Origin of the sequence: Algoriphagus sp. 4150, from assembly GCF_031457395.1 — a bacterium.
Lineage (GTDB): Bacteria > Bacteroidota > Bacteroidia > Cytophagales > Cyclobacteriaceae > Algoriphagus.
Genome location: NZ_JAVDWS010000004.1, coordinates 123,924 through 144,260, shown reverse-complemented (window position 1 = coordinate 144,260; position 20,337 = coordinate 123,924). Strand labels below are relative to the sequence as shown.

General features: G+C 43.2%; 13 protein-coding genes. 6 read left to right on the top strand and 7 right to left on the bottom strand.

Annotation, left to right across the window (positions count from 1 at the left end):
- The first annotated feature begins 18 nt into the window (after positions 1–18).
- Together J2X69_RS08275 and J2X69_RS08270 are read left to right on the top strand one after the other, a co-directional pair.
- The gene (locus J2X69_RS08275; protein WP_310101379.1) at positions 19–648 is read left to right on the top strand and encodes a 4'-phosphopantetheinyl transferase superfamily protein; all 630 of its coding nucleotides are present in this window, start codon (positions 19–21) and stop codon (positions 646–648) included.
- Positions 649–1,227: a redoxin domain-containing protein gene (locus tag J2X69_RS08270; protein WP_310101376.1), complete on the top strand. Its 579-nt coding sequence runs from the start codon at positions 649–651 to the stop codon at positions 1,225–1,227.
- Here J2X69_RS08270 and J2X69_RS08265 read toward each other — a convergent pair.
- The 3 genes from J2X69_RS08265 to J2X69_RS08255 form a co-directional block, all read right to left on the bottom strand.
- Positions 1,221–2,066, bottom strand: coding sequence for a transglutaminase-like domain-containing protein (locus J2X69_RS08265; RefSeq protein ID WP_310101373.1), 846 nt, complete (start codon positions 2,064–2,066; stop codon positions 1,221–1,223). The two genes, J2X69_RS08270 and J2X69_RS08265, sit on opposite strands and share 7 nt — an antisense overlap.
- Positions 2,067–2,123: 57 nt before the next feature.
- The gene (locus J2X69_RS08260) at positions 2,124–3,719 is read right to left on the bottom strand and encodes a carboxyl transferase domain-containing protein (protein WP_310101757.1); all 1,596 of its coding nucleotides are present in this window, start codon (positions 3,717–3,719) and stop codon (positions 2,124–2,126) included.
- 327 nt (positions 3,720–4,046) lie between these two features.
- On the bottom strand, positions 4,047–4,847 hold the full coding sequence (locus tag J2X69_RS08255) for an N-acetylmuramoyl-L-alanine amidase (protein WP_310101370.1): 801 nt from the start codon (positions 4,845–4,847) through the stop codon (positions 4,047–4,049).
- Positions 4,848–4,965: 118 nt separating this feature from the next.
- Between J2X69_RS08255 and J2X69_RS08250 the strand changes: the two genes are divergently transcribed.
- Positions 4,966–7,644 carry a putative LPS assembly protein LptD gene (locus tag J2X69_RS08250; RefSeq protein ID WP_310101366.1) on the top strand — a complete coding sequence of 893 codons (2,679 nt, stop codon included), beginning with the start codon at positions 4,966–4,968 and terminating at the stop codon, positions 7,642–7,644.
- A gap of 396 nt (positions 7,645–8,040) precedes the next feature.
- Here the strand turns inward: J2X69_RS08250 and J2X69_RS08245 are convergent, their stop codons facing one another.
- Complete coding sequence (locus tag J2X69_RS08245) at positions 8,041–9,255, bottom strand: arginine deiminase family protein (RefSeq protein ID WP_310101363.1); 1,215 nt, start codon at positions 9,253–9,255, stop codon at positions 8,041–8,043.
- A 195-nt stretch (positions 9,256–9,450) separates the two neighbouring features.
- On the opposite strand from J2X69_RS08245, the gene J2X69_RS08240 reads away from it, so the two are divergent.
- The 3 genes from J2X69_RS08240 to J2X69_RS08230 all read left to right on the top strand — a co-directional run bounded on the left by J2X69_RS08240 (position 9,451) and on the right by J2X69_RS08230 (position 13,852).
- On the top strand, positions 9,451–10,191 hold the full coding sequence (locus J2X69_RS08240) for a DUF4197 family protein (protein WP_310101360.1): 741 nt from the start codon (positions 9,451–9,453) through the stop codon (positions 10,189–10,191).
- Between the two features lie 255 nt (positions 10,192–10,446).
- On the top strand, positions 10,447–12,447 hold the full coding sequence (locus J2X69_RS08235; RefSeq protein ID WP_310101357.1) for a dehydrogenase E1 component subunit alpha/beta: 2,001 nt from the start codon (positions 10,447–10,449) through the stop codon (positions 12,445–12,447).
- Between the two features lie 79 nt (positions 12,448–12,526).
- Entirely contained in the window at positions 12,527–13,852 is a 1,326-nt protein-coding gene (locus J2X69_RS08230; protein WP_310101354.1) for a hypothetical protein, read from the top strand.
- A gap of 213 nt (positions 13,853–14,065) precedes the next feature.
- On the opposite strand, the gene J2X69_RS08225 is transcribed toward J2X69_RS08230, so the two are convergent.
- The 3 genes from J2X69_RS08225 to J2X69_RS08215 form a co-directional block, all read right to left on the bottom strand.
- Entirely contained in the window at positions 14,066–15,226 is a 1,161-nt protein-coding gene (locus J2X69_RS08225; protein WP_310101351.1) for a cellulase family glycosylhydrolase, read from the bottom strand.
- 240 nt (positions 15,227–15,466) lie between these two features.
- A complete protein-coding gene (locus J2X69_RS08220) occupies positions 15,467–16,651 on the bottom strand; it encodes a hypothetical protein (protein WP_310101348.1) in 1,185 nt (394 codons plus the stop codon).
- A 497-nt stretch (positions 16,652–17,148) separates the two neighbouring features.
- Positions 17,149–20,337 carry an efflux RND transporter permease subunit gene (locus J2X69_RS08215; RefSeq protein WP_310101345.1) on the bottom strand — a complete coding sequence of 1,063 codons (3,189 nt, stop codon included), beginning with the start codon at positions 20,335–20,337 and terminating at the stop codon, positions 17,149–17,151.

Sequence of the window (20,337 nt, the reverse complement as noted above, 5' to 3'; positions counted from 1 at the left end):
TTGGTGCCCTTCTGGCCTATGCAAACAAAAATAGAAAAAATAGATTCTTCCTCGGCTTTGGCCATCAAGATTATCGAAACTCAGGACGAAAATGAGCTGGATTTCCTCAGCTTTAGAGAAAAACTGGCTTATGCAAATATTTCCCATCAGGAAAAGAAGCGGGAATGGGCTACAGCCCGAATGGCAATCCGGGATGCACTGGATGTATTGCATGTACCCTATCCGGGTTTTTTCAAGGATGAACATGGCAAATCCCAAGCGATGAATGGCCACGGCTACATGTCCCTCTCTCATACGATGGGCTACGCTGGAGCGATCTATCACCGGGACAATCCCGTCGGAATAGATATGGATTTGATTCGGGAGAAAATATTGAGGATCGGATTTCGATTTCTTGACACCTCTGAATTAGACTTTTTGGATAAAGATCCGCTTCACTATACCATGGCATGGTCAGCTAAAGAGTCTATCTTTAAATGTCAGGGAAAACGGGGTGTCTCCTTTCGGGAAAACATACTGTTGGATCCGTTTGATTCGAATACGGGAATAATTAAAGGTAAGGTCAGAGGGACTGATTTTACAGATCATCATTACACAGTACAGGTTCGGGTGATCTCGGATGTAGTACTCACTTACACCATTTGGTAAATGAAAAAATTAAGCTTAGTCTTTATTCTTATCCTAATTTCCCTTTGCGCACTATCAGCCCAAAGTCTGCAAGACATCAGTCTCACCGATGCAGTCGCCGGTAAAGCCGTTAATCTTCAGTCACAGGTGAAAGGCAGGGGATTGGTGTTGATCTTCCACAGTTTGGACTGTCCATTCGCCAAAATGTATGAATCGCGCTTGATCGCATTGCGCAGCAAGTACCAAAGCCAGGGCTTTAATTTTATACTGGTAAATCCCGAAGTCGGCAATAATGAGAAAGACCAAACTGATTTGCGCAGCTACATCGATCAATCCGGCATCAATACACCATACCTGATTGATGATAAGCAGACCTTAAGTAAGCTCTACAAAATCACAAAAATTCCTGAGGTCATATTACTTATCCCTTCATCAGAAGGGGTTACCATTAGCTACAGGGGTGCCTTGGATAACAATCCCCAGGCTGAAAGTGCCGTGTCCACGCACTACCTGGATAGAGCGATGGATTCCATACTAAAGGGAGAAGCTCCAAATCCTCCACAAGCCAGAGCTGTGGGCTGCAATCTACGAAGCTACTGAGCGTTCAGCAGCTCAATTAACTCCTGAATTTCACGCATTTTGTCCGTCTCTCCCAGTTTTTCGAAGGAATTCTCCAAATTCCTAAACATTCTCAGCATGATCTGCAAATGGGCACAGGGCTCGAAGTATTCCTCTTTGGGCGCTATTTTCAACTGCTCCAAGTAATTGAAAATATCCTTTCGACTAAAAATCAACCCCTTATTGAAGGCATTGATGTAAAAAGTAACATCCGAAGACTTGTAGGTAAGCACAAACAGATTTGGAAGGTTTACACCGTAGATTGGCAATCCTAATTTCTTCGCGACGAGCAGATAGATAGAGCATAGAGTCAGTGGATTGCCACGCTTGGAGTCCAGCACAGACGACAACATGCTATTGGCCGGTGAATGAAAATTCTTGGTATTGGCAGAAAAACGAAGGGTATTGAACAGCACATTGTTGATCGCACGAACCTGTTCGTAAGGAGTCAGGTCATTTTTGAAAGCTGTCCAGACATCGAAGTATATCTGGTGCATCTCGGCGTTCAGCTTGGCATATTCCAGATCCGGGTACTGATAGGTATTGATGATCCACAGTCCGGTCAGCAAGTCCCGGTCGTCAGTATCCCGCCAGTCTGTCAGCCTCGCTTTCAGCAGAGAAAACTGAAGTTCGTGCACCAATTCCTCTATCTCTTTCTGTATAGCAGGATTGAAACTGTTCTCCCATTTTTTTTCCAGAAAAGGAATAATTTCATTCCCCAGAGAAATAATTCGATCCCGCACGTGCATTCTCACTTCGCGGTCGGTATCATCCAACAGGGAAACCAAGGCATTTAATTCTTCAGGTGTCAATTCACTCATAGTCAAAAAGCTACGGATAATGGAATAAAGCTGTTAAATAATATACTAAAAATTGCCTTAAGTCTGGATCACTCCTACATTAAATCTTTCTGTAATCGGGGCATGATTTGCCGCTTCTATTCCCATACTGACTACTTTTCGGGTGTCTCTGGGATCAATCACTCCGTCCACCCAGAGTCGGGAGGAAGCATAATAGGGACTCAATTCCTGATTGTACTTGGAAGTGATTTCATCCAGCAACGTCTTTTCATCCTCGGAAGAAATCTCTTGTCCCTTCTTTTTCAATCCTGCTACCTTGATCTGAAGCAAAGTATTTGCCGCAGCCGCGCCTGACATCACCGCCATTTGAGCTGTAGGCCAAGAGTAGATCAGTCTTGGATCATAGGCTTTTCCGCACATGGCATAGTTCCCCGCCCCGTAGCTATTGCCCAAGATGAAAGTGAATTTTGGCACTACAGAATTAGCCATCGCATTTACCATTTTCGCACCATCTTTAATGATGCCTCCATGCTCTGCTTTGCTTCCCACCATAAACCCGCTCACGTCTTGCAAGAATACCAAAGGGATTTTTCGCTGGTTGCAATTCATGATAAACCGGGCCGCCTTGTCCGCTGAGTCAGAGTAAATCACTCCTCCCATCTGCATTTCACCTTTGGCCGTTTTGACAATTTTTCGCTGATTTGCTACTATTCCCACAGCCCAGCCATCGATTCTGGCAGTTCCACAGATCAGTGTTTTTCCATATTCTTCTTTGTATTCATCGAAGTCGCCTGCATCTACAAGACCCTTCACGATCTGAAGCATATCATAAGGCTTCACGCGATCTATTGGAAATGAGGCAATCAACTCTTTTCCTCCCAAACCTGGCTTTTGTGATTCGGCACGGTCAAAACCCGCTTTTGGATCATGACCTATTTTATCAAAAATCCGTCGGATCGCGTCCAAACAATCCTGATCTGTATCGTATTTATTATCCGTCACTCCCGAAATCTCACAATGTGTGGTAGCACCGCCCAGTGTCTCGTTATCGATCGTCTCACCTATAGCTGACTTCACTAAATAAGAACCAGCTAGAAAAATAGAACCTGTCTTATCAACGATCATCGCCTCATCAGACATGATGGGCAGATAAGCCCCTCCTGCGACGCAACTCCCCATAATCGCAGCTACTTGTACAATTCCCATTGCTGACATTTTTGCATTATTTCGGAATTGGCGGCCAAAGTGCTCCTTGTCGGGAAAAATCTCATTCTGCATAGGGAGAAAGACACCGGCACTATCTACTAGATAGATCACAGGAATTCGATTCTCCATGGCGATTTCCTGAGCGCGAAGGTTCTTTTTGGCAGTCATAGGAAACCAAGCACCTGCTTTCACTGTCGCATCATTGGCGACGATCATGCACATCCTCCCTCTTACATAGCCTATCCCGGTCACCACTCCGCCGGAAGGACATCCCCCTTCTTCTTCATACATACCATCTGCCACAAATGCCCCTACTTCTAGAAAATCAGTGTCTTTATCGCGCAAGTAGTCAATCCGCTCACGGGCAGTGAGCTTGCCCTTTTCATGTTCCTTCTCTATTCTTTTGGTGCCTCCACCCAGTTTTACCTGTTCGTATTTTGCCTGTAGTGCTTGAAGCAAATCGTCCATGCCTGGGTTTGGGTTTTTGTTGGTTGGCGTCATTAGTCAAATTTGGGTTTAAAGCTTAAAAACTCGTTCTGTGCAAGTTTAGTTTAATATTCAAGTTAAAAAACATTCCTGAAAGTAGTGCTTCTTACCTAAAGACGAAAAGTCGGGGTAGGCTGTACCCTCCGCAAGCACTCCGGGAGATAGAAATATGCTTAGTCTAAATATCAGAACTAAGCCATGTCCAGTGTGAGAGCCTCCATGTCCATCGAGGTAAGGTAGAGACCTGCATAAAAAAGCCCTATCCTGATGAAGGAAAGGGCAAACTATTTATTAAAACAAGACTAATAGTTAATTTGATTCAATAGCTTCTTTATAATCCCTAATGGATCTATAGATGGCAGATGCCATGTATTCTTTACCTTCTTGACTCATCAAGAACTTCTCTTCAGTGGTATTGGATAGAAATCCCAGCTCCACCAGTACAGAAGGCATGGACGGAGTCCAGAGTACATAGAAGGGACCTTGCTTTACCCCTCTGCTCTTACGGCCTACCCGGTCTTTGAATTGCTTCTCTATGTTGTCAGCTAATGATACTGAGTTTTCGAAGTGAACCTTTGACATCAAATTGAACATCATATAGGATTCCGGAGAAGACGGATCAAACCCCTCGTAGTTTTCCTCATAGTTTTCCTCCAAGAGAATTACCGAGTTTTCCCGCTTTACAATATCGAAGTTGGATTCAAAATGCTTGGTTCCCATAACGAATGTCTCGGTACCATAAGCAGTTTTATTTGGAGCGGAATTAGAATGAATGGAAACAAAAAGATCAGCTTTGTTTTTATTTGCAATCATTGGCCGTTCCTTCAGCGTAGGAAAGCTATCGTCTTTTCGAGTATACACTACTTCTACATCCGGCAGATTTTCCTTAATATATTTCCCAACCAACAGAGTTACAGCCAGATTAATGTCCTTTTCTTTGGATCTTGAACCCAGGTTTCCGGGGTCTCTACCACCGTGTCCGGCATCAAGAACGATTTTTTTCATCCGAAACTTCGGCATCATTGTTTCGTTGGTGATGAATCCGCCGAATACAAAGGGAATGCATAAAATCAGACTAAGAATAATTTTTTTGTTTTTGGACCGTTCCATGAGGGCAATAAAATTAACTTTACACGAAATTTCACTCAAATTAAATAAAGCGTAAGCAACAGTGCAGGGATTCAGGCTCTTTTTATTTTGCTTTTTGGGGCTATTGGTTGTACCGTTGATGGCGACTGCTCAAAATCCCGTCCGTCCGCTCCAAGAAAAACCTTTAACTCTTCCGGATACGTTGATGCCGCCTTCGCAGGAATTGACGGCATTAGATACTATCCCAAATCCCATTGATTCGCTAGCGGTTTCTGACTCGACAAAAATGATGCCCAGGAGTGATATTTCCACAGATATTACTTATTACGGCGAAGATAGTATTGTCTCTGATTTCACAGAGAATAAAATATATCTCTACAACCAAGCATGGTTTGAGTATGGAACGATGAGACTGGAGGCAGATCTTATTGTTATTGATTGGAAAAACTCCGAACTGTATGCGACAGGAGTCACGGATAGCTTGGGTAATGTGACAGGAAACCCATTCTTTAAGGACGGCCCTTCTTCATATGAAATCCGCAAGGAAATGCGGTACAATTTCAAAACCCAAAAAGCGATCATCAAAGATGTGGTCACGGAGCAGCAAGACGGCATCCTCCGGGGCGAAACCATTAAAAAAACCCAAGATGGAAGCATCTACATGGATCATGGCTATTATACTACTTGTAAACTAACGACACCACACTGGCATATTTCCTCCAATAAAATCAAGTCTGTGGAAGGTGGACAGGTGGTCTCGGGTCCTTTCAATCTTTATTTCAACGGAATACCCACTCCTTTAGGATTGCCGTTTGGGATTATACCCAACACGCCTGATGAAAAAGCTTCAGGACTGATCTTTCCTTCCTATGGACAAGAACAAAGGAGGGGGCTTTATCTCCGTGATTTAGGCTATTATTTTGCCATCAACGACTATGTGCATGCCCGTGTGACAGGAGATATTTTTTCCAACGGTGGCTGGGGTCTCAAATCTCAGGCTGCCTACAAAAAGCGTTATAGATTTGGCGGCTCCTTCAATATTGATTTTCAAAAATTCAAGTCTCCTGAGACTGAGTTGAATCCTGTGGACTACAATACGTTTCGAATCCAGTGGTCTCACACCCCGGAATCCCGCGGCAACAGCAGGTTTTCTGCTTCTGTCAATGCCGGATCCACCAGTTACTTCAACAATATCGTCAACCCGAATAATTTCGTGAATAATGTAACTGCGGATTTGTCTTCGAATATCAACTACAGCAAGACATTCACAGGCACTCCGTTCTCCTTTGGAGCAAGTATGCGGCATTCCCAAAGTGTACAGACAGGAGAAGTGCAACTTAACTTGCCTACAATGAACCTAAGTATGAATAGGCAAAGCCCATTCAAAAACATGAAATTTGAGCCGCTAAAAACCTTAAATATCGCGTACAATTTTGACCTTCAAAATACTGTTACAAACAAGGTCACACAGGAGTTTGGAGTAGATCCGGACTTGGTTGACAATACCGGAGCGCCGGATTTGGTACCGTTTACTCCATCCAACTTTAGCTACCTGCTTCAGAATGCAACCAACGGCGCCAGAAACAGAATTCCTGTAAGTTCCAACTTCAGGCTGTTTAAGTACTTTACAGGAACAGCTTCTGCCAGTTTAACTGAGCTATGGTACCTCCAAAGGATCAATTACTTCTATAATCCTGAAGAGCAGCGGGTAGATAAAATCATGGAAGATGGATTTAACCGTGTGACATTTTATTCCACCTCTTTCAGTATGAACACCAATATTTATGGTTTTTTCAATTTCAAAAAAGGAAATATCAAAACTATACGTCAGCATATACAGCCCTCTCTTAGTTTTAACTATTCGCCGGATTTTTCAGCATCCTCTTTTGGTTATTATCAGGAAGTACCGATCAATGATAAAGGGGAGACTCGTTTAATGTCGAGACATCAGGGCTTTTCCTACAGTGGAGCTCCATTGGGAGAAAGCAGAGCTATGAGTTTCAGTATCCGAAGTGTTCTGGAAGCAAAAGTTATCGACAAGAATGATTCTACCGGAGAAAATGCTACCAAGAAAATCCCACTCTTGGAAAATATCGATTTAAGTTCCAGCTATAACTTTGCTGCTGATTCTTTTAACCTTGCCCCTATTCGGATCAGTGCACGGACAAGTTTCTTCAACAGAAAACTATCTGTAAACATGAGTTCCACACTGGATCCATACGCCACCGGACCATCAGTAAATACCGGTGGAGAGCCTACGGTCAGATCCATTAATACATTCGCTTGGAAAAACGGCCAGGGGCTGGGAACTATAAGAAGTGCTTCACTGAATATGAATGCCTCCATCAATCCCAGCAGTGCACAAACCCAAGGAGAAGTCAGGGATGAAATGACCAATCAATTTATGCAGCAAGGCGGGGTGATGAACGAATTTGTGGAAAGTGAAATCAATAGAATAGCTACCGATCCCAGCCAATACATCGATTGGAATATCCCATGGAATGTTTCATTTGGGTATGTGCTTTCTTACAGCAAACCTGTATCAGGAAGGCAAAATATCACGCAAACCATTAACATGAACGGTGATTTTTCATTGTCCGACAAATGGAAAATGAATTTCAATACCGGTTTTGATGCACAAACGAGAAAACTTACCCAAACTATGATCGGTATCGCCAGAGATCTTCACTGCTGGCAGATGAATGTCAACTGGGTTCCTTTTGGTGCGTTCACTTCCTACAATATCGACATACGTGTGAAATCAAGCATACTTCAGGACCTTAAAGTATCCAGAAGAAGGTCTTTCTTCGATAACTAGTGCTATGTTAAGTGTAAAAAGCACCGGATAAACCTGTCAGGTTTTGGTTAATACTACACTGGTACTATTCAGAAAGTTGAATTTTGAAGAGGCTGTCTCAAAACTCATGGTCACATTGAGAGAAGTCGAAATGGGCTTAATTAGCCTCTAAAAGGCTTCGACTTCCCGCCAAGGCGAGGCAAGCTGCTACCAATGACAGATTTAATCTGAGTGAGCAGGTATTGGTATTGTGTCAGTTCGAGCGAAGTCGAGAACCCTTCGACTTCGCTCAGGATGACCTTAATTTGTCCCTAATTACCTTGCTGTCACTACTCTTTTGTAAATTCTAATTTTTTATTACTCAACCTGACAAGAAAAACTGATTATGAGACAGCCTCTTTCTATTTCATACTTCCTTCAAACTCTCGACCTGCTTATAGGCATAGTCATACATCTCGGCCCGCCCAAGCCTCTCGAAAGCTCTGAAGAAGGAATTTCCAATACCTCCACTCCCATATTTCTCAAGGCCCGATTTGTGTGTATGTTTCTGTTGTAAGAAATCACTCTTCGAGGACCTATTGCAAAGACATTGGCACCGTCAAACCACTGCTCACGCATGGCATAATCCGGATTGCCTGCTGCTGTGTGCAGGATCTCCAAATGTGGAATCTCCCGCTCCAGAACAGTAAGCAAAGACTCCTTCAGCACCTCCCGCTTGATATGGACTTTATCATCCTTGATCTCTTTCAGGGTATAAAGAGAAGTCTGCAACACTGCATTCATGGCATCGGGGTAGGTCAGCACCAGATTCTCATCCAAAATCGTAAACACGGTATCCAAGTGCATAAACTGTCTTTTTTGAGGCAAGTGAACTTCATACACCCGCTCCACAGTTCCTTCGGCTAGCATTGCTTTGGCAGCATGATAAATAGCCTTTTCATCCGTCCGCTCGGAATTGCCTATTGCCACGGCCTTATGAGATAAAATTATCACATCACCACCTTCTATACTTGGTGGATTATCATGGCCAAGTACTGGGTACAATTGATTGATACTGTCCTTGAAATCAACGTGATTCTCAAAAATAGTCCGAAGCAAATCCGCCTCTCGCTGTCTTCCCTCCATCCGCATGCTGGAGAAAATAACCCCTCCCGGAGTCAAGGCCATAGGATCACGCTGAAAGTATAAATTTGGGCAGGGAGATATCACAAAGGCAAACTCCATAAGCTCGCCCACATTCAACTTCGGTAGTTTTCTTCGAAGTTCGTGTACCTTAAGTCCTGCAGTCAAGATCCCGGCACATTCTGCCGTAGAATACCGATCCAAGATATCCTCCGCCAGATGGACCATACCTGATCTTTTCAATGACTCCCGCATCAGCTGAAGCAAAATGCTCTGATCATAGAGCACCCGGATCAATAATTCACGCAACTGATAGACCTTGGCTCCGGTGGATTCCTTAATCAGGTTGGAAAAAGTATCATGCTCACGCTGCAGAGCTTCCAGATAAGGCACGTCGTCAAACAGTAAAAACTCCTTATTGTAAGGAGTAAGTCTGTCAATCTCTTTTCCCGGTCTATGCATCAAAACAGCTTTGAGTGTACCGAATTCAGAATTAAGTCTTAGATTCATTTCATTAGCACTTTATCATCTATTTTAATAAATAATTACGATATCTCAAAAATTATCACATTTTTATTGATAAAATGAAAAAATAATTCATTAATCCTTCCTCCTGTTTTATCTTAGGCTATTGTCTTAAATCACATTGAAACTTAATTAAGGTATCATTGTTGAGTGCATCTAAAACTATCTAACTCAATTTCCATGAAATCAAAAAATACCCCATTCAAGAAATTCTCAATCACCTTTTCACTGGTTACCGCTCTGTTGCTTGCAGGCTGCGATACGCTTAGTCAACTTGGAAGCGCATTGGATCTGGGAACTCCAACCGATTCCGAGATCAACTCCGGTTTGAAGCAGGCTTTGGAATATGGAGCGAGCTATGCCTCGGACCGTCTTTCGAAAGAAGATGGTTATCTGGGTAATATAGCCATCAAAATTTTATTTCCCGAAGAGGCTAAAAAAGTGGAAAACACACTGCGTTCCCTTGGTCTCGGAAGCCTTTGTGATCAAGTGATCACCAGTGTAAATCGGGCAGCAGAAAATGCAGCAATCGAAGCAAAACCCATATTTGTAGCAGCGATCAAAGACATGAGTATCACCGATGTGAAAAACATTCTTCTCGGTTCTGAAAATGCCGCCACAAAATATTTTGAGAGCAAAACCACCACTTCTTTGGAAGGCAAGTTCAAACCTATTATTGAAAGCAGCTTGACGAAAGTAGGTGCTACCAAGTACTGGAGTGATGTAATCGGCAGGTACAATAAAATCCCGCTAGCTACTCCAATAGAAACGGATCTTTCAAACTATGTGACTCAAAAAGCAATAGATGGCTTGTTCTACGAGATTGCAAAAGAAGAATTGAAAATCAGGGAAAATGCTGCCGCCAGAAGCACCATATTACTCCAAAAAGTATTTGGCTATGCTGACAAGCAGGGATCATAACACCTGATTTTTTCAGCGCAAAAGCCAATATTATCTAAAGATCATTTCACATGACACATTGTTAAACTAAGCTTAACTCGCTTAGTGATTTAGAGCAACCGCTTTTTTCTACTTTTGATACGTACAGCAAACTTTTTAACTCCTTGCATTTATTTTTCGCCCCGATTCATATATCGGGGCCATTTTGCAGGACACAAGTCACACACTTTGCCTTTCTCCCTGCTTCCTGTAACTTAGAATGGAAATCACCTTACTATGGAAACTACTTCAGCTGCACTCTTTTTTGACTGTAAAAATCTTTCTGACAAAACACTGCTGGATCTGTATGAATCTCTCCTAATGCCTCGTCGGATCGAAGAGAAAATGCTCATTCTGCTCCGTCAAGGTCGGATTTCTAAATGGTTTAGCGGATGGGGGCAGGAAGCGATTTCCATCGGAGTAGTACATGCCATCCGAGCAGAGGAGTTCATCCTTCCCATGCATAGAAATCTTGGGATTTTCACGGGAAGAGACATGCCATTGCAACGGCTTTTCTCCCAGTTTCAGGGAAAGCTATCAGGTTTTACCAAAGGTCGGGACCGCTCCTTTCATTTTGGATCGATCGAGCATCATGTGGTGGGAATGATTTCACATTTGGGACCACAGCTCGCAATTGCTGATGGGATAGCACTGGCAGACAAACTTTCAACTGAAAAGAAGGTTACCGTCGTGTTTACCGGTGATGGTGCCAGCTCGGAAGGGGATTTTCACGAAGGTTTGAATGTGGCAGCAGTATGGAAACTGCCCGTGATATTCGTGGTAGAACATAACGGCTATGGACTTTCCACTCCAAGTGAAGAGCAGTTTGCATTCAAAAATTTTACAGATAAAGGGCCTGGGTATGGAATGGAAGCGATTCGAATTCAGGGAAATAATGTGCTGGAGGTTTATGAAACCATCAAAAATCTGGCAGAAGATATCCGAAATAATCCGCGTCCGGTTCTCGTGGAAGCCATCACTTTCCGAATGCGCGGACACGAAGAAGCTTCCGGTACAAAATACGTCCCAAAACAACTCATGGAAGATTGGAGCAAATTGGATCCTGTAGAAAACTACGAAAGCTTTTTGGAAGAAACAGGAATTTTAGATCAAAAGACTAAGGATAGAATAAATAGAAAAGTTAAGAATGCCATCAACGATGCCTTGGACATTGCTTTTGCCGAAGAAGCAATTTCTCCGAACCTAGAAACGGAACTTATGGATGTCTATGCGCCATTTTCGCAGAAGCTAAAATCCCCTCCAAAAAATAGAAGCAAATCTCCAAAGCGGCTGGTAGATGCGATCTCTGACGGGTTGCGACAATCGATGAGAAAGTACCCTAACCTCATTCTTATGGGGCAGGACATCGGAGATTATGGAGGAGTTTTCAAGATTACTGATGGCTTCAAGGCCGAATTCGGAGGGGATAGAGTACGAAACACGCCACTATGTGAAAGTGCTATCATTGGAGTCGGACTGGGACTTTCTATCAAAGGCTACAAAGCCATGGTCGAGATGCAGTTTGCAGATTTCGTAAGCGTAGGCTTCAACCAGATCGTAAATAATCTCGCCAAAATCCATTACCGCTGGGGGCAAAATGCTGACATAGTAGTCAGAATGCCAACAGGTGCCGGCATGGCCGCCGGACCTTTTCACTCACAGTCCAACGAAGCTTGGTTTTTTCACACCCCTGGTCTTAAAATCGTCTACCCATCCAACCCTTATGATGCCAAAGGGCTGCTGAATGCGGCAATCGAGGACCCTAATCCTTACCTCTACTTTGAGCATAAAGGCATGTATAGATCCCTTTCAGCAGAAATTCCTGATGATTATTATACAGTTGAAATTGGCAAAGCTGAGCTATCAATAGCCGGAGACCAACTTTCTATCATCACGTATGGAATGGGAGTTCACTGGGCCAGTACAGCCGTGAAGGATTTAGGTATTTCGGCTGATATTCTGGATCTGCGCACCCTTTTACCGTGGGATAAGGAAGCAGTGAGAAAAACTGTACAAAAAACAGGCAAGGTGATTTTCCTTCATGAAGATTGCTTATCAGGCGGAATCGGTGCGGAAATTTGCGCATGGATTTCGGAGCATTGTTTTGAATACTTGGACGCTCCTGTGATGCGGGAAGGCAGCTTGGACACTCCTGTTCCATTTGCCCCTAATCTGGAAAAACAGTTTCTGCCCGTGGAGCGATTTAAAGAAAAGGTGTCCCGCCTTTTGGAATACTAATTGATCTAAAATCTACCGCTCCTGTAGTGAGCTTACTATTGTTTCTAACCTCGAACCACTCAAGTTTTACTATTTGATAATGAAAAGATTTTTCCACTGCCTTTTACCTAGCCTGCTGATTTTGCAGTTTTTTAGTTCTACTACTATTGCTCAGACTTTTATTGGGAGCACAATTGACGGTCATGCCGGAGTTCATTCCCTTCTTCTTAATCCTGCCACTGCGGTGGATTCAAAAATGAGATGGGATATCAACCTGATCTCAACCAGTGCTTTTGTCGGAAGTGATTACCTGAGTGTCGATCTGAGCAATCTGAACAGTTTTCGCAATGGATTTGAAATTAAGTCAGAAGGAAACGGAAACTCTTCCAACCACAATAATTTCTTTGGAAATGTGGATATCCTTGGCCCATCAGTTCTATTCAATTTAGATCATAAGAATAGCTTTGCATTCACGACTAGGGCTCGGGCTTTCTTCAACATCACCAATGTGGGGGGAGATCTTTATGAGCTGGTCAATCTGGATTATAACGATAGGACTAACTTTAATCTTACCATGGAAGACGCTTCTGGATTGGTCCACGCATGGGCTGAGATCGGAGCCACCTATGGGAGATTGATCATAGAAGATGGTACTCATGCCCTCAAGGCAGGCATAACTCTGAAGCATCTCGCCGGCGCGGGAGGCACTTTTGGATCGAGTCAAATGCTACATGCCCAGTTTGACAATGAATCCAATCTCTTGACTACTTCAGGGGTCTTGAACTATGGTCATACTTCTGGATTTGATTCAAATAACATTACTTTCTCGGACATCAAATCCGGATTTGGCACAGACATAGGTCTCGTATATGAATTCAAGCAGCAGCATGTCAACACCTATTATAATCCCTATAAATTCAAAATCGGCCTATCAGTAATGGACGTCGGAGCGGTCAACTATGATAAGACGAATAGCAGAATTTATACCATGAATGCCAGCGTTAATACCAAAGAATTTGAACTCAAAAATCTGGAAGAAGTGCTGGAAGATAATTTTGAGGGGACTGAACTAATAACTAAAACAAAAATAGGACTTCCCACATCCCTTCAGATGTTTGTGGATTATAATATCGACGGGAAATTCTTTGTAAGCGCGCAAGGAGCTATTTCGATAAAAAACAATAGGGAAAATCCGGTCAACAACCTCATTAATTCCTTCACAGTCACGCCTAGGTTTGAAAAAAGATGGATCAGCGTTTACAGTCCATTCAGTGTAAGGCAATACGACTCAAGCTTAGCATGGGGAATCGGCGTAAGAGCAGGTCCGGTGATAGTGGGATCAGGATCCATTTGGACCAACTTAATTTCCAACAATTCTAAAAGCACAGATGTGTATGTGGGCATCAAAGTCCCTCTTTACAAATGAGATTATTCTAAACAAATAAGCTCCGACATGGAGTTTATTAGCTTAGTTAAAAGAATATGATTATCCCCTTTTCTACCAGTAATGGAAGAAAGGTGTCATACTATTCGGAAAAACCAGTTCTGATACTTCTGTCTTCGGTCTCCTGTCTTCCTGCCAAATAAGCCAAGGCACTAAGGAGCCTGACATCATTGCGGATAATCACATAAAAGAATATCAAATCTGCGCTCTAAGCAATTCCAAAAACTTCCTGTCCAGCTTTTCTCCATACCAATCTTCATATTCCACATCCTTACGTCCGGAATTCATAACCCCGAATGATCCGGAGAATTCCCAGATTCCAAAGCCAATCCCATTCTCTTTCAGTACGGTCAGCACATCACCAAACCAGCTGAGAAAAACATCGTGGGGAGTTTCATTGTGGCACCCGCACTCTCCGCAATGCACCCCAATCCCTTGATCTACCAAAGCTTTCCATGGCGCATAGTACTCCCGAATACTGTCAATTCCCAAGACATTTCCATCTTGAGTCAATGGCCAATTCACCGGTGGAACAGAAGACGGGTCCTTGTAGACCCAACTTGCTTTGTAATGTGAAATCGGAAATGGATGGTACCCCCTACAGCTCTGTGCCAGATCCAAATCCGAAAATTCCGGCATGGCTGTGCCCCCTCCTCCATTTCCATCGGCGATCACCAACCTGGATTTTTTCACGGATTTGATCGTGTCTAAAGCAGCTTCAGCTACTCGATAATAATCCTGTATATCCACCGGTCCGCCGGGACTATGCTGATCATTGGGATCGAGACGCTGAAAGGGCTCATTCACCAAATCAAAGCTTAATTTCTTCTTGGAAATCCCTTTGTATCGGGCAGCCCACATCTCCCAGTGTGCGCAAAAAGCATCCTGTACTTCCTTATCTTTCCAAAGATTGTAAGGCTCAATGAAGCCTGCATTGATGCAGAACCCGGGCACTCTATGGAGGTTCAAACTTACGTGCAAACCATGATCTATACACTGCTGGATAAGTTTATCAACTTGCTCCAAGCGGCTCTCATCAAAATTCAGAACTTCATCGGGACGAATCGGTCGTGAGCGATCTATATCAAGGTAACTTGGATAAGAAATAGGAATCCGAACAAAATCAAATCCCCAATCCGCTATCCATTGGATATATTGGGGTTTGGTAGGCCTGCTTCCTTTAGGATCATGAGAGAAAAAATCAAGTAAGTTAAACCCCTTCCAAGCAGGCAGTTTGTTTTTGGATTTGGCGATTTCGGCAAAAGCCTGAAGTGAAGTACCGGTAGCTAAGCCAAGGCCTGTGCCGAGTAATGCGGATTTCTTGAGAAAATCCCTACGGGAGTCTGAGGTGTTCATGGGTTATTGTAGGTTTGAAAAGCTTAAGATAATAAAGCCGATCAACTCGGGGACTGAAACTAAGAACAATTATATTCACTTAGGAGCATTTTTAAGTACTAAACTAAACAAACCCCTACTCCTCTCCCGTATGCTACCCTAACGATACGACATGCGAAAATTCATACTCATTCCCCTTTTTCTTTTTATATCTTCAGTGGGACTAGTATTGTATGACGTATTTAGGTAAAAAGGTCCTGATTATTTCTCCACCAGCCTGAGCTTATAAAACAGATTGTAATCCCGCTCCACTTCTCCATCGTCGGCTTTTACGATAAGGGTTCCGTCCAAAAGCCCCAGATTGACATTACCTTCTACCGGAAGTTTATTTAGTATCCCAATTTGCCGGTCTCCTTCTACGACAATGTAGCGTGGATTTCTATACTTAGCCTGCGCTTTGCCCCACTCGGGATCTTGCCAATAATTCTCCCCTTTTGCCCGGAACTCATTGAATACATCTTCCGGAACTGCCGTATAAAAAATCACCAACCGGTAATCTCCAAAACTCTTCACATCACTAAAAGAAGGATACAACACATGCTCCCGAGATACATCAGGGATTTCCTGACGTCTATCAGGATGAGAGAGTGCCACCGCTTTTTCATTTGTCAATGAATTCCCGTCAAAATCATACAGGAAAAGATGATCTCCTATCGGAGGAAGAATTACAGCCTTCTTTCTAGGTAAATCAACTGTCAAAAAAGGGAAACTTTGCCCAATCCAACGGGTGGTCTTTCGCGGCGCCCATGATTCGGGGTACAAATTCAAATACTTGATGGAATCTTGGCCCAAATCATATAAGAACCCGGTTTTCACGAGATTATAAAAGTCCCCTCCAATTTTGTCAGGCTCCACATCTGCCGGATTATATGAATTCACTTCCTCTCCCAGAATAAAGTCATTTCCCTCCTCTACCCAAGCAGTAAACGTCTGTCTAAAAAAAGAAATGAAAATAGCATTTAACCCAATAGCCGGTCCGTTGATTTTTTTCAGTTTTTTAAAGTCCCTATCAAAAATATGGAAATCCATAGTCGCTGATATCTCCTTAAAAATAAACCGATCCTTACCCAAAAATCTACCTTCCCAGATCATCGAAACTTGGTTGGGACCTTCTCCCGCCAGCTCTACTTCCCCGATCATCTCTCCGTTTCCATTTACCAGGAAAATTTTACCCCCGCGACGTTCCTTCATAAGGAACTGATCCAATTTCTCCTGATAATCTAAAATCACCAAATCTTCCATCACATCCACCATGATCGAATCAACCACTTCAAACTGAAGTTCACGGATTGGATCAAGAGAGGTGGTAGTGGACTCTTCTTTGGAGCAGGAAAAAAGTGTAACTGAAATAAGAGCAATAAATACAAAAAGAATGGATTTGATCATAGCAATGAATTTATAGTTAGTCGGGAAGAAAGGGATTTATAGGACAAGAATGATTGGACAATATACCATCACTCAAAAAAATTGAAGGATTTGTAGACTAAACTCTTTGCTCCTTGACAGGTTCGAGGGAGCCAAATCACCAATTTGAGATACAAGAAAAATAATTCAAGAACCGCTCTAAGACAAAACGAATCATCCCTGCAAATTTAAATACTGTATTTAAATTTGCAGGGATGATTCAACGAACGTAATAACCTATGGCTAGCTGCTGCAGAGATCAAATTCAGCGTAAATCCAACACTCACCAAAGGAACATATACTGCAGTAGAAGATTTAGGAATCGGGCTTTTGCATGTCATTATTCCCAGAGACGAAAATTATCCCATCGCAAATAACATTCAGGTCGTGGGCTTACAGAAATTCATGGAAGTGCTTTCTGGCTAGACTTTTCAGATGATGCATTTCTCCCTACAGCAAGTCATAAAAAAGACCAAAGGTTATTGCGATCTGTCGTGTCGCCGCGCGAAAAACCTAAACACCCCTTTGCGCCTTGGCGACTTTGCGGGAGTTACTTCCTTCACCATCACCTTAGGCTTCTTCCACAACAACACGGGCAACACCCAAAAGACCCCTACCATACTGAATGTCAATCCGCCAATCGTCCCGATGGCAAGGGAGAACCAGAACACCTCATTTTGCCCTTCCATGATAAATGGAATCAACCCAAAGCAGGTGGACATAATCGTCAACAGAATCGGAATTGCTTTTCCTGCTACAGACTTAAGCACATTTCGGTTATAAAGTCCCTGACTTCGATTGTTCTGATCATTGACAATAAAGATCCCGGCATTCACGGCCAATCCTCCCAGCATCACAAAAGCAGCATAACCTCCGTGGTCAAAGTAAAAATCGAAGAGAGCAAAAATCAGAAATAAGCCAATGAAACTAATCGGAATAATCGCGATGATGTATACCGGTTGTTTGAGGTTCTCAAACAATACTGAGCAAATCATAAAAACCCCGATAATCAACAGTCCCAGGAGGGAATACTGACGCTTTTGTTGATCGAAATTCCAAGAATAGGAATCCTTCTTGGCTTCATATCCTATAGGCATGGTCTTCTTCATCTCATCAAGTACTTCTTCGAGATACTCATTGCCAAATTTCGCAGACCCCATGTACTCAAAAGCGACTATACGGATGTATTGTCTATTTTCTTTATTAAGGGAATTAGTTGTAGTCTCCTTTGTGAGTGTGCCATAGTCAGCTATTTTAAAAACCCTATTTTCTCCTCCTATCAGGCCTTTTTGCTCCAGATCGAACTTACTGAAACCATCGGACTTGCGCTCACGGACTACAAGTTCATAGTTTTTGTTGTCCAATGTCAGCGTAGTCGATGAGGAAGTTGGCTTGGACATATCCTGCATGGCCGTGATCACTTCGTTTTGGTTGGTCTGTCCAAGTGCAATTTTATTCTGATCCAGACGAAGGACATATTCTTCGGTTTTCTGCTCCCCATAGCCCATTCGCTCATTGGTTTTCACCTCCTGTATCCGCTTATGGACCAAAAGTTTCTCAGCCAATACATTCGCCTGCCGCTCCAGTTCATCGAAATTGTACCCCATCATTTTCACCCGGTAGCTAGGAATCTGATCTCCGCCCCCACCGGTATAAAATCCCTGTCCCACACCGTAGATATTCCACTGCGCGCCACTCCAATCAGTTGATTTCACAGAGAGCTTACCCTTAAGCTGATAGGGCAAGGCACCATTTTCATAAGCTTCCTTGAAGGTGATTGCTATCATGGCACTTTGTCCGGAATTCACGGTAGTCACGAACTGGTCTATGCCTTCCACGTCTTTCAGGTAAGTCTCAAACTCGCGCATGATAAAATTCATCTGCTCCAGCGTATTCCCAAAGGGCAATCGGCAATAAACGTAAAGCCTTGTCTTTGTTGCCTCCCTATAGCCGCCTTTTTCATACACCCCCCTGGCAAACATTCTCATAGAACCGCCCAATGCCTTGTCCACATAAGGCCGGATCTCCTCCTGATAGAAGGTATTACCGATTGTCTTGTTATACCATTCGTGGCCTTCCCATTTGGCCGGGAGGAAAAACACCGGCAACCCAAAAAGCAAGACCAATAGCATAATAAATGTCTTTCGGTATCTGGCCGTCCAGCCAATTGCTTTTTCATAGCCTCGCAAAGCTTTGACCCGTTTTCTCAATTTTGGAACAGTCAATTTTCTTCCTTGACGCACAGATTCTTTGAACATCACCTGATAAAAAGCGGGGGTAAAAACCAATGCGATCAATAAAGAAATTCCGAGCATTACTGAAACGACAATGGAGAATTCGGTCAGGTTTTTCCGCTCTTCTTCAGGTAGGAAAAAGACTATCATCAGCGCCATAATAGTGGTGAGTGAAGCTGCCAAAAGTGCTAGGAAAACCCGACGGTTTTTGTGCTTATGCAGATGGTCAATCATAATGATCGCGTTGTCCACGATCAAACCAAAACTAATTGTCAATCCTGCCAAGGAATACATATGAACATCGACCTTGAGAAAATAAAGCACAATTGCACATAGGCTAAGATTTGCCAGAATCCCCAAAAAAAGAATAGTCAAATACTTAATATTCCTGTTTATTAGAAATATAAACACAACCAAAATCAGAATAGATAGCCCGGATCGCTTGTAGATTTTATTCAGCTCTTTTTCTAAAAATTCGGTATCGTCATTTTCCAATCGTACTTCAAAGCCTGCAGGAAGCAGTTCACCGGCATTCTGGATGGCTTGCTTCAGGTTTTGTGCGAGCAGGACTTTATTGACTCCATCACGATTGTACACCGAGAGGGTGACGGAGTTGTTTCCGTTGATCCTGAAGAATCTCTCAGGTTCAGCCTCTTCCAAAGTCAAGCTGGCCACATCACGGAGTCGTACCTCCATCCCATGCTTTTCGCTTACGACCAAATTCTCCAGCTGGTCTTTTCCTTTAAGGGAACGATCCACTTGGACGAAAAGCGTCTGGCCCTGATTGTTTATCACCGCGCCGGGGAATGTCAATCCAAAGGCACTTCTCACACTGGATTCCACCTGACTTCTGGTGACACCAAAAGCCTGCATCTTCTGGATATCGTAAGTCACAAAAAGCTGCAGATCATTTGCCCCACGTACAATCACTTCCTCCACTTCTTCAAAGCCTGTCAGTGCCGGCTTCAGGATGTCTTCCGCTATTTTTTTGATCTCAAACGAGACAAAAGGTCCATTGACGCTATAAATCAGAATAGGATCTTTGGCATCTGACCGAGCTTGATCAGTCTGTGAGACCGTGGGATATCCTACCCGCGGATCCATCTGTGGATAAATCTGGCGGATCATAGAAGAAATTTCAAACTTCTTCATCTCCATATCGGCTTTCTTATCGAAAGTCAGCCTAATAGACCCTCCATTGTAATTAGATGTTGATGTGATTTCCTTGAGCTCAGATAGCCTTGAAAAAGCCCCTTCCAAGGGCGAAGTAGCCAGCTTTTCCACGATCTCCGGAGAAGCATTGTTTATCCCAAACCCGATGGAGAGAACCGGAGATTTTTCTTTGGGGTTCAAATCCACAGAAAGCATAGGAATCACCGCCAATCCCAAAATTGACACGACCACAAAGACTATCAGGATTCTGAATGGGGTCAT

Excerpts from the sequence above, each read along its gene's own strand:
- J2X69_RS08275 (WP_310101379.1), top strand. The coding sequence starts at position 19 with ATGCAAACAAAAATAGAAAAAATAGATTCTTCCTCGGCTTTGGCCATC.
- J2X69_RS08270 (WP_310101376.1), top strand. The coding sequence starts at position 649 with ATGAAAAAATTAAGCTTAGTCTTTATTCTTATCCTAATTTCCCTTTGC.
- J2X69_RS08265 (WP_310101373.1), bottom strand. The coding sequence starts at position 2,066 with ATGAGTGAATTGACACCTGAAGAATTAAATGCCTTGGTTTCCCTGTTG.
- J2X69_RS08260 (WP_310101757.1), bottom strand. The coding sequence starts at position 3,719 with ATGGACGATTTGCTTCAAGCACTACAGGCAAAATACGAACAGGTAAAA.
- J2X69_RS08255 (WP_310101370.1), bottom strand. The coding sequence starts at position 4,847 with ATGGAACGGTCCAAAAACAAAAAAATTATTCTTAGTCTGATTTTATGC.
- J2X69_RS08250 (WP_310101366.1), top strand. The coding sequence starts at position 4,966 with ATGGCGACTGCTCAAAATCCCGTCCGTCCGCTCCAAGAAAAACCTTTA.
- J2X69_RS08245 (WP_310101363.1), bottom strand. The coding sequence starts at position 9,255 with ATGAATCTAAGACTTAATTCTGAATTCGGTACACTCAAAGCTGTTTTG.
- J2X69_RS08240 (WP_310101360.1), top strand. The coding sequence starts at position 9,451 with ATGAAATCAAAAAATACCCCATTCAAGAAATTCTCAATCACCTTTTCA.
- J2X69_RS08235 (WP_310101357.1), top strand. The coding sequence starts at position 10,447 with ATGGAAACTACTTCAGCTGCACTCTTTTTTGACTGTAAAAATCTTTCT.
- J2X69_RS08230 (WP_310101354.1), top strand. The coding sequence starts at position 12,527 with ATGAAAAGATTTTTCCACTGCCTTTTACCTAGCCTGCTGATTTTGCAG.
- J2X69_RS08225 (WP_310101351.1), bottom strand. The coding sequence starts at position 15,226 with ATGAACACCTCAGACTCCCGTAGGGATTTTCTCAAGAAATCCGCATTA.
- J2X69_RS08220 (WP_310101348.1), bottom strand. The coding sequence starts at position 16,651 with ATGATCAAATCCATTCTTTTTGTATTTATTGCTCTTATTTCAGTTACA.
- J2X69_RS08215 (WP_310101345.1), bottom strand. The coding sequence starts at position 20,337 with ATGACCCCATTCAGAATCCTGATAGTCTTTGTGGTCGTGTCAATTTTG.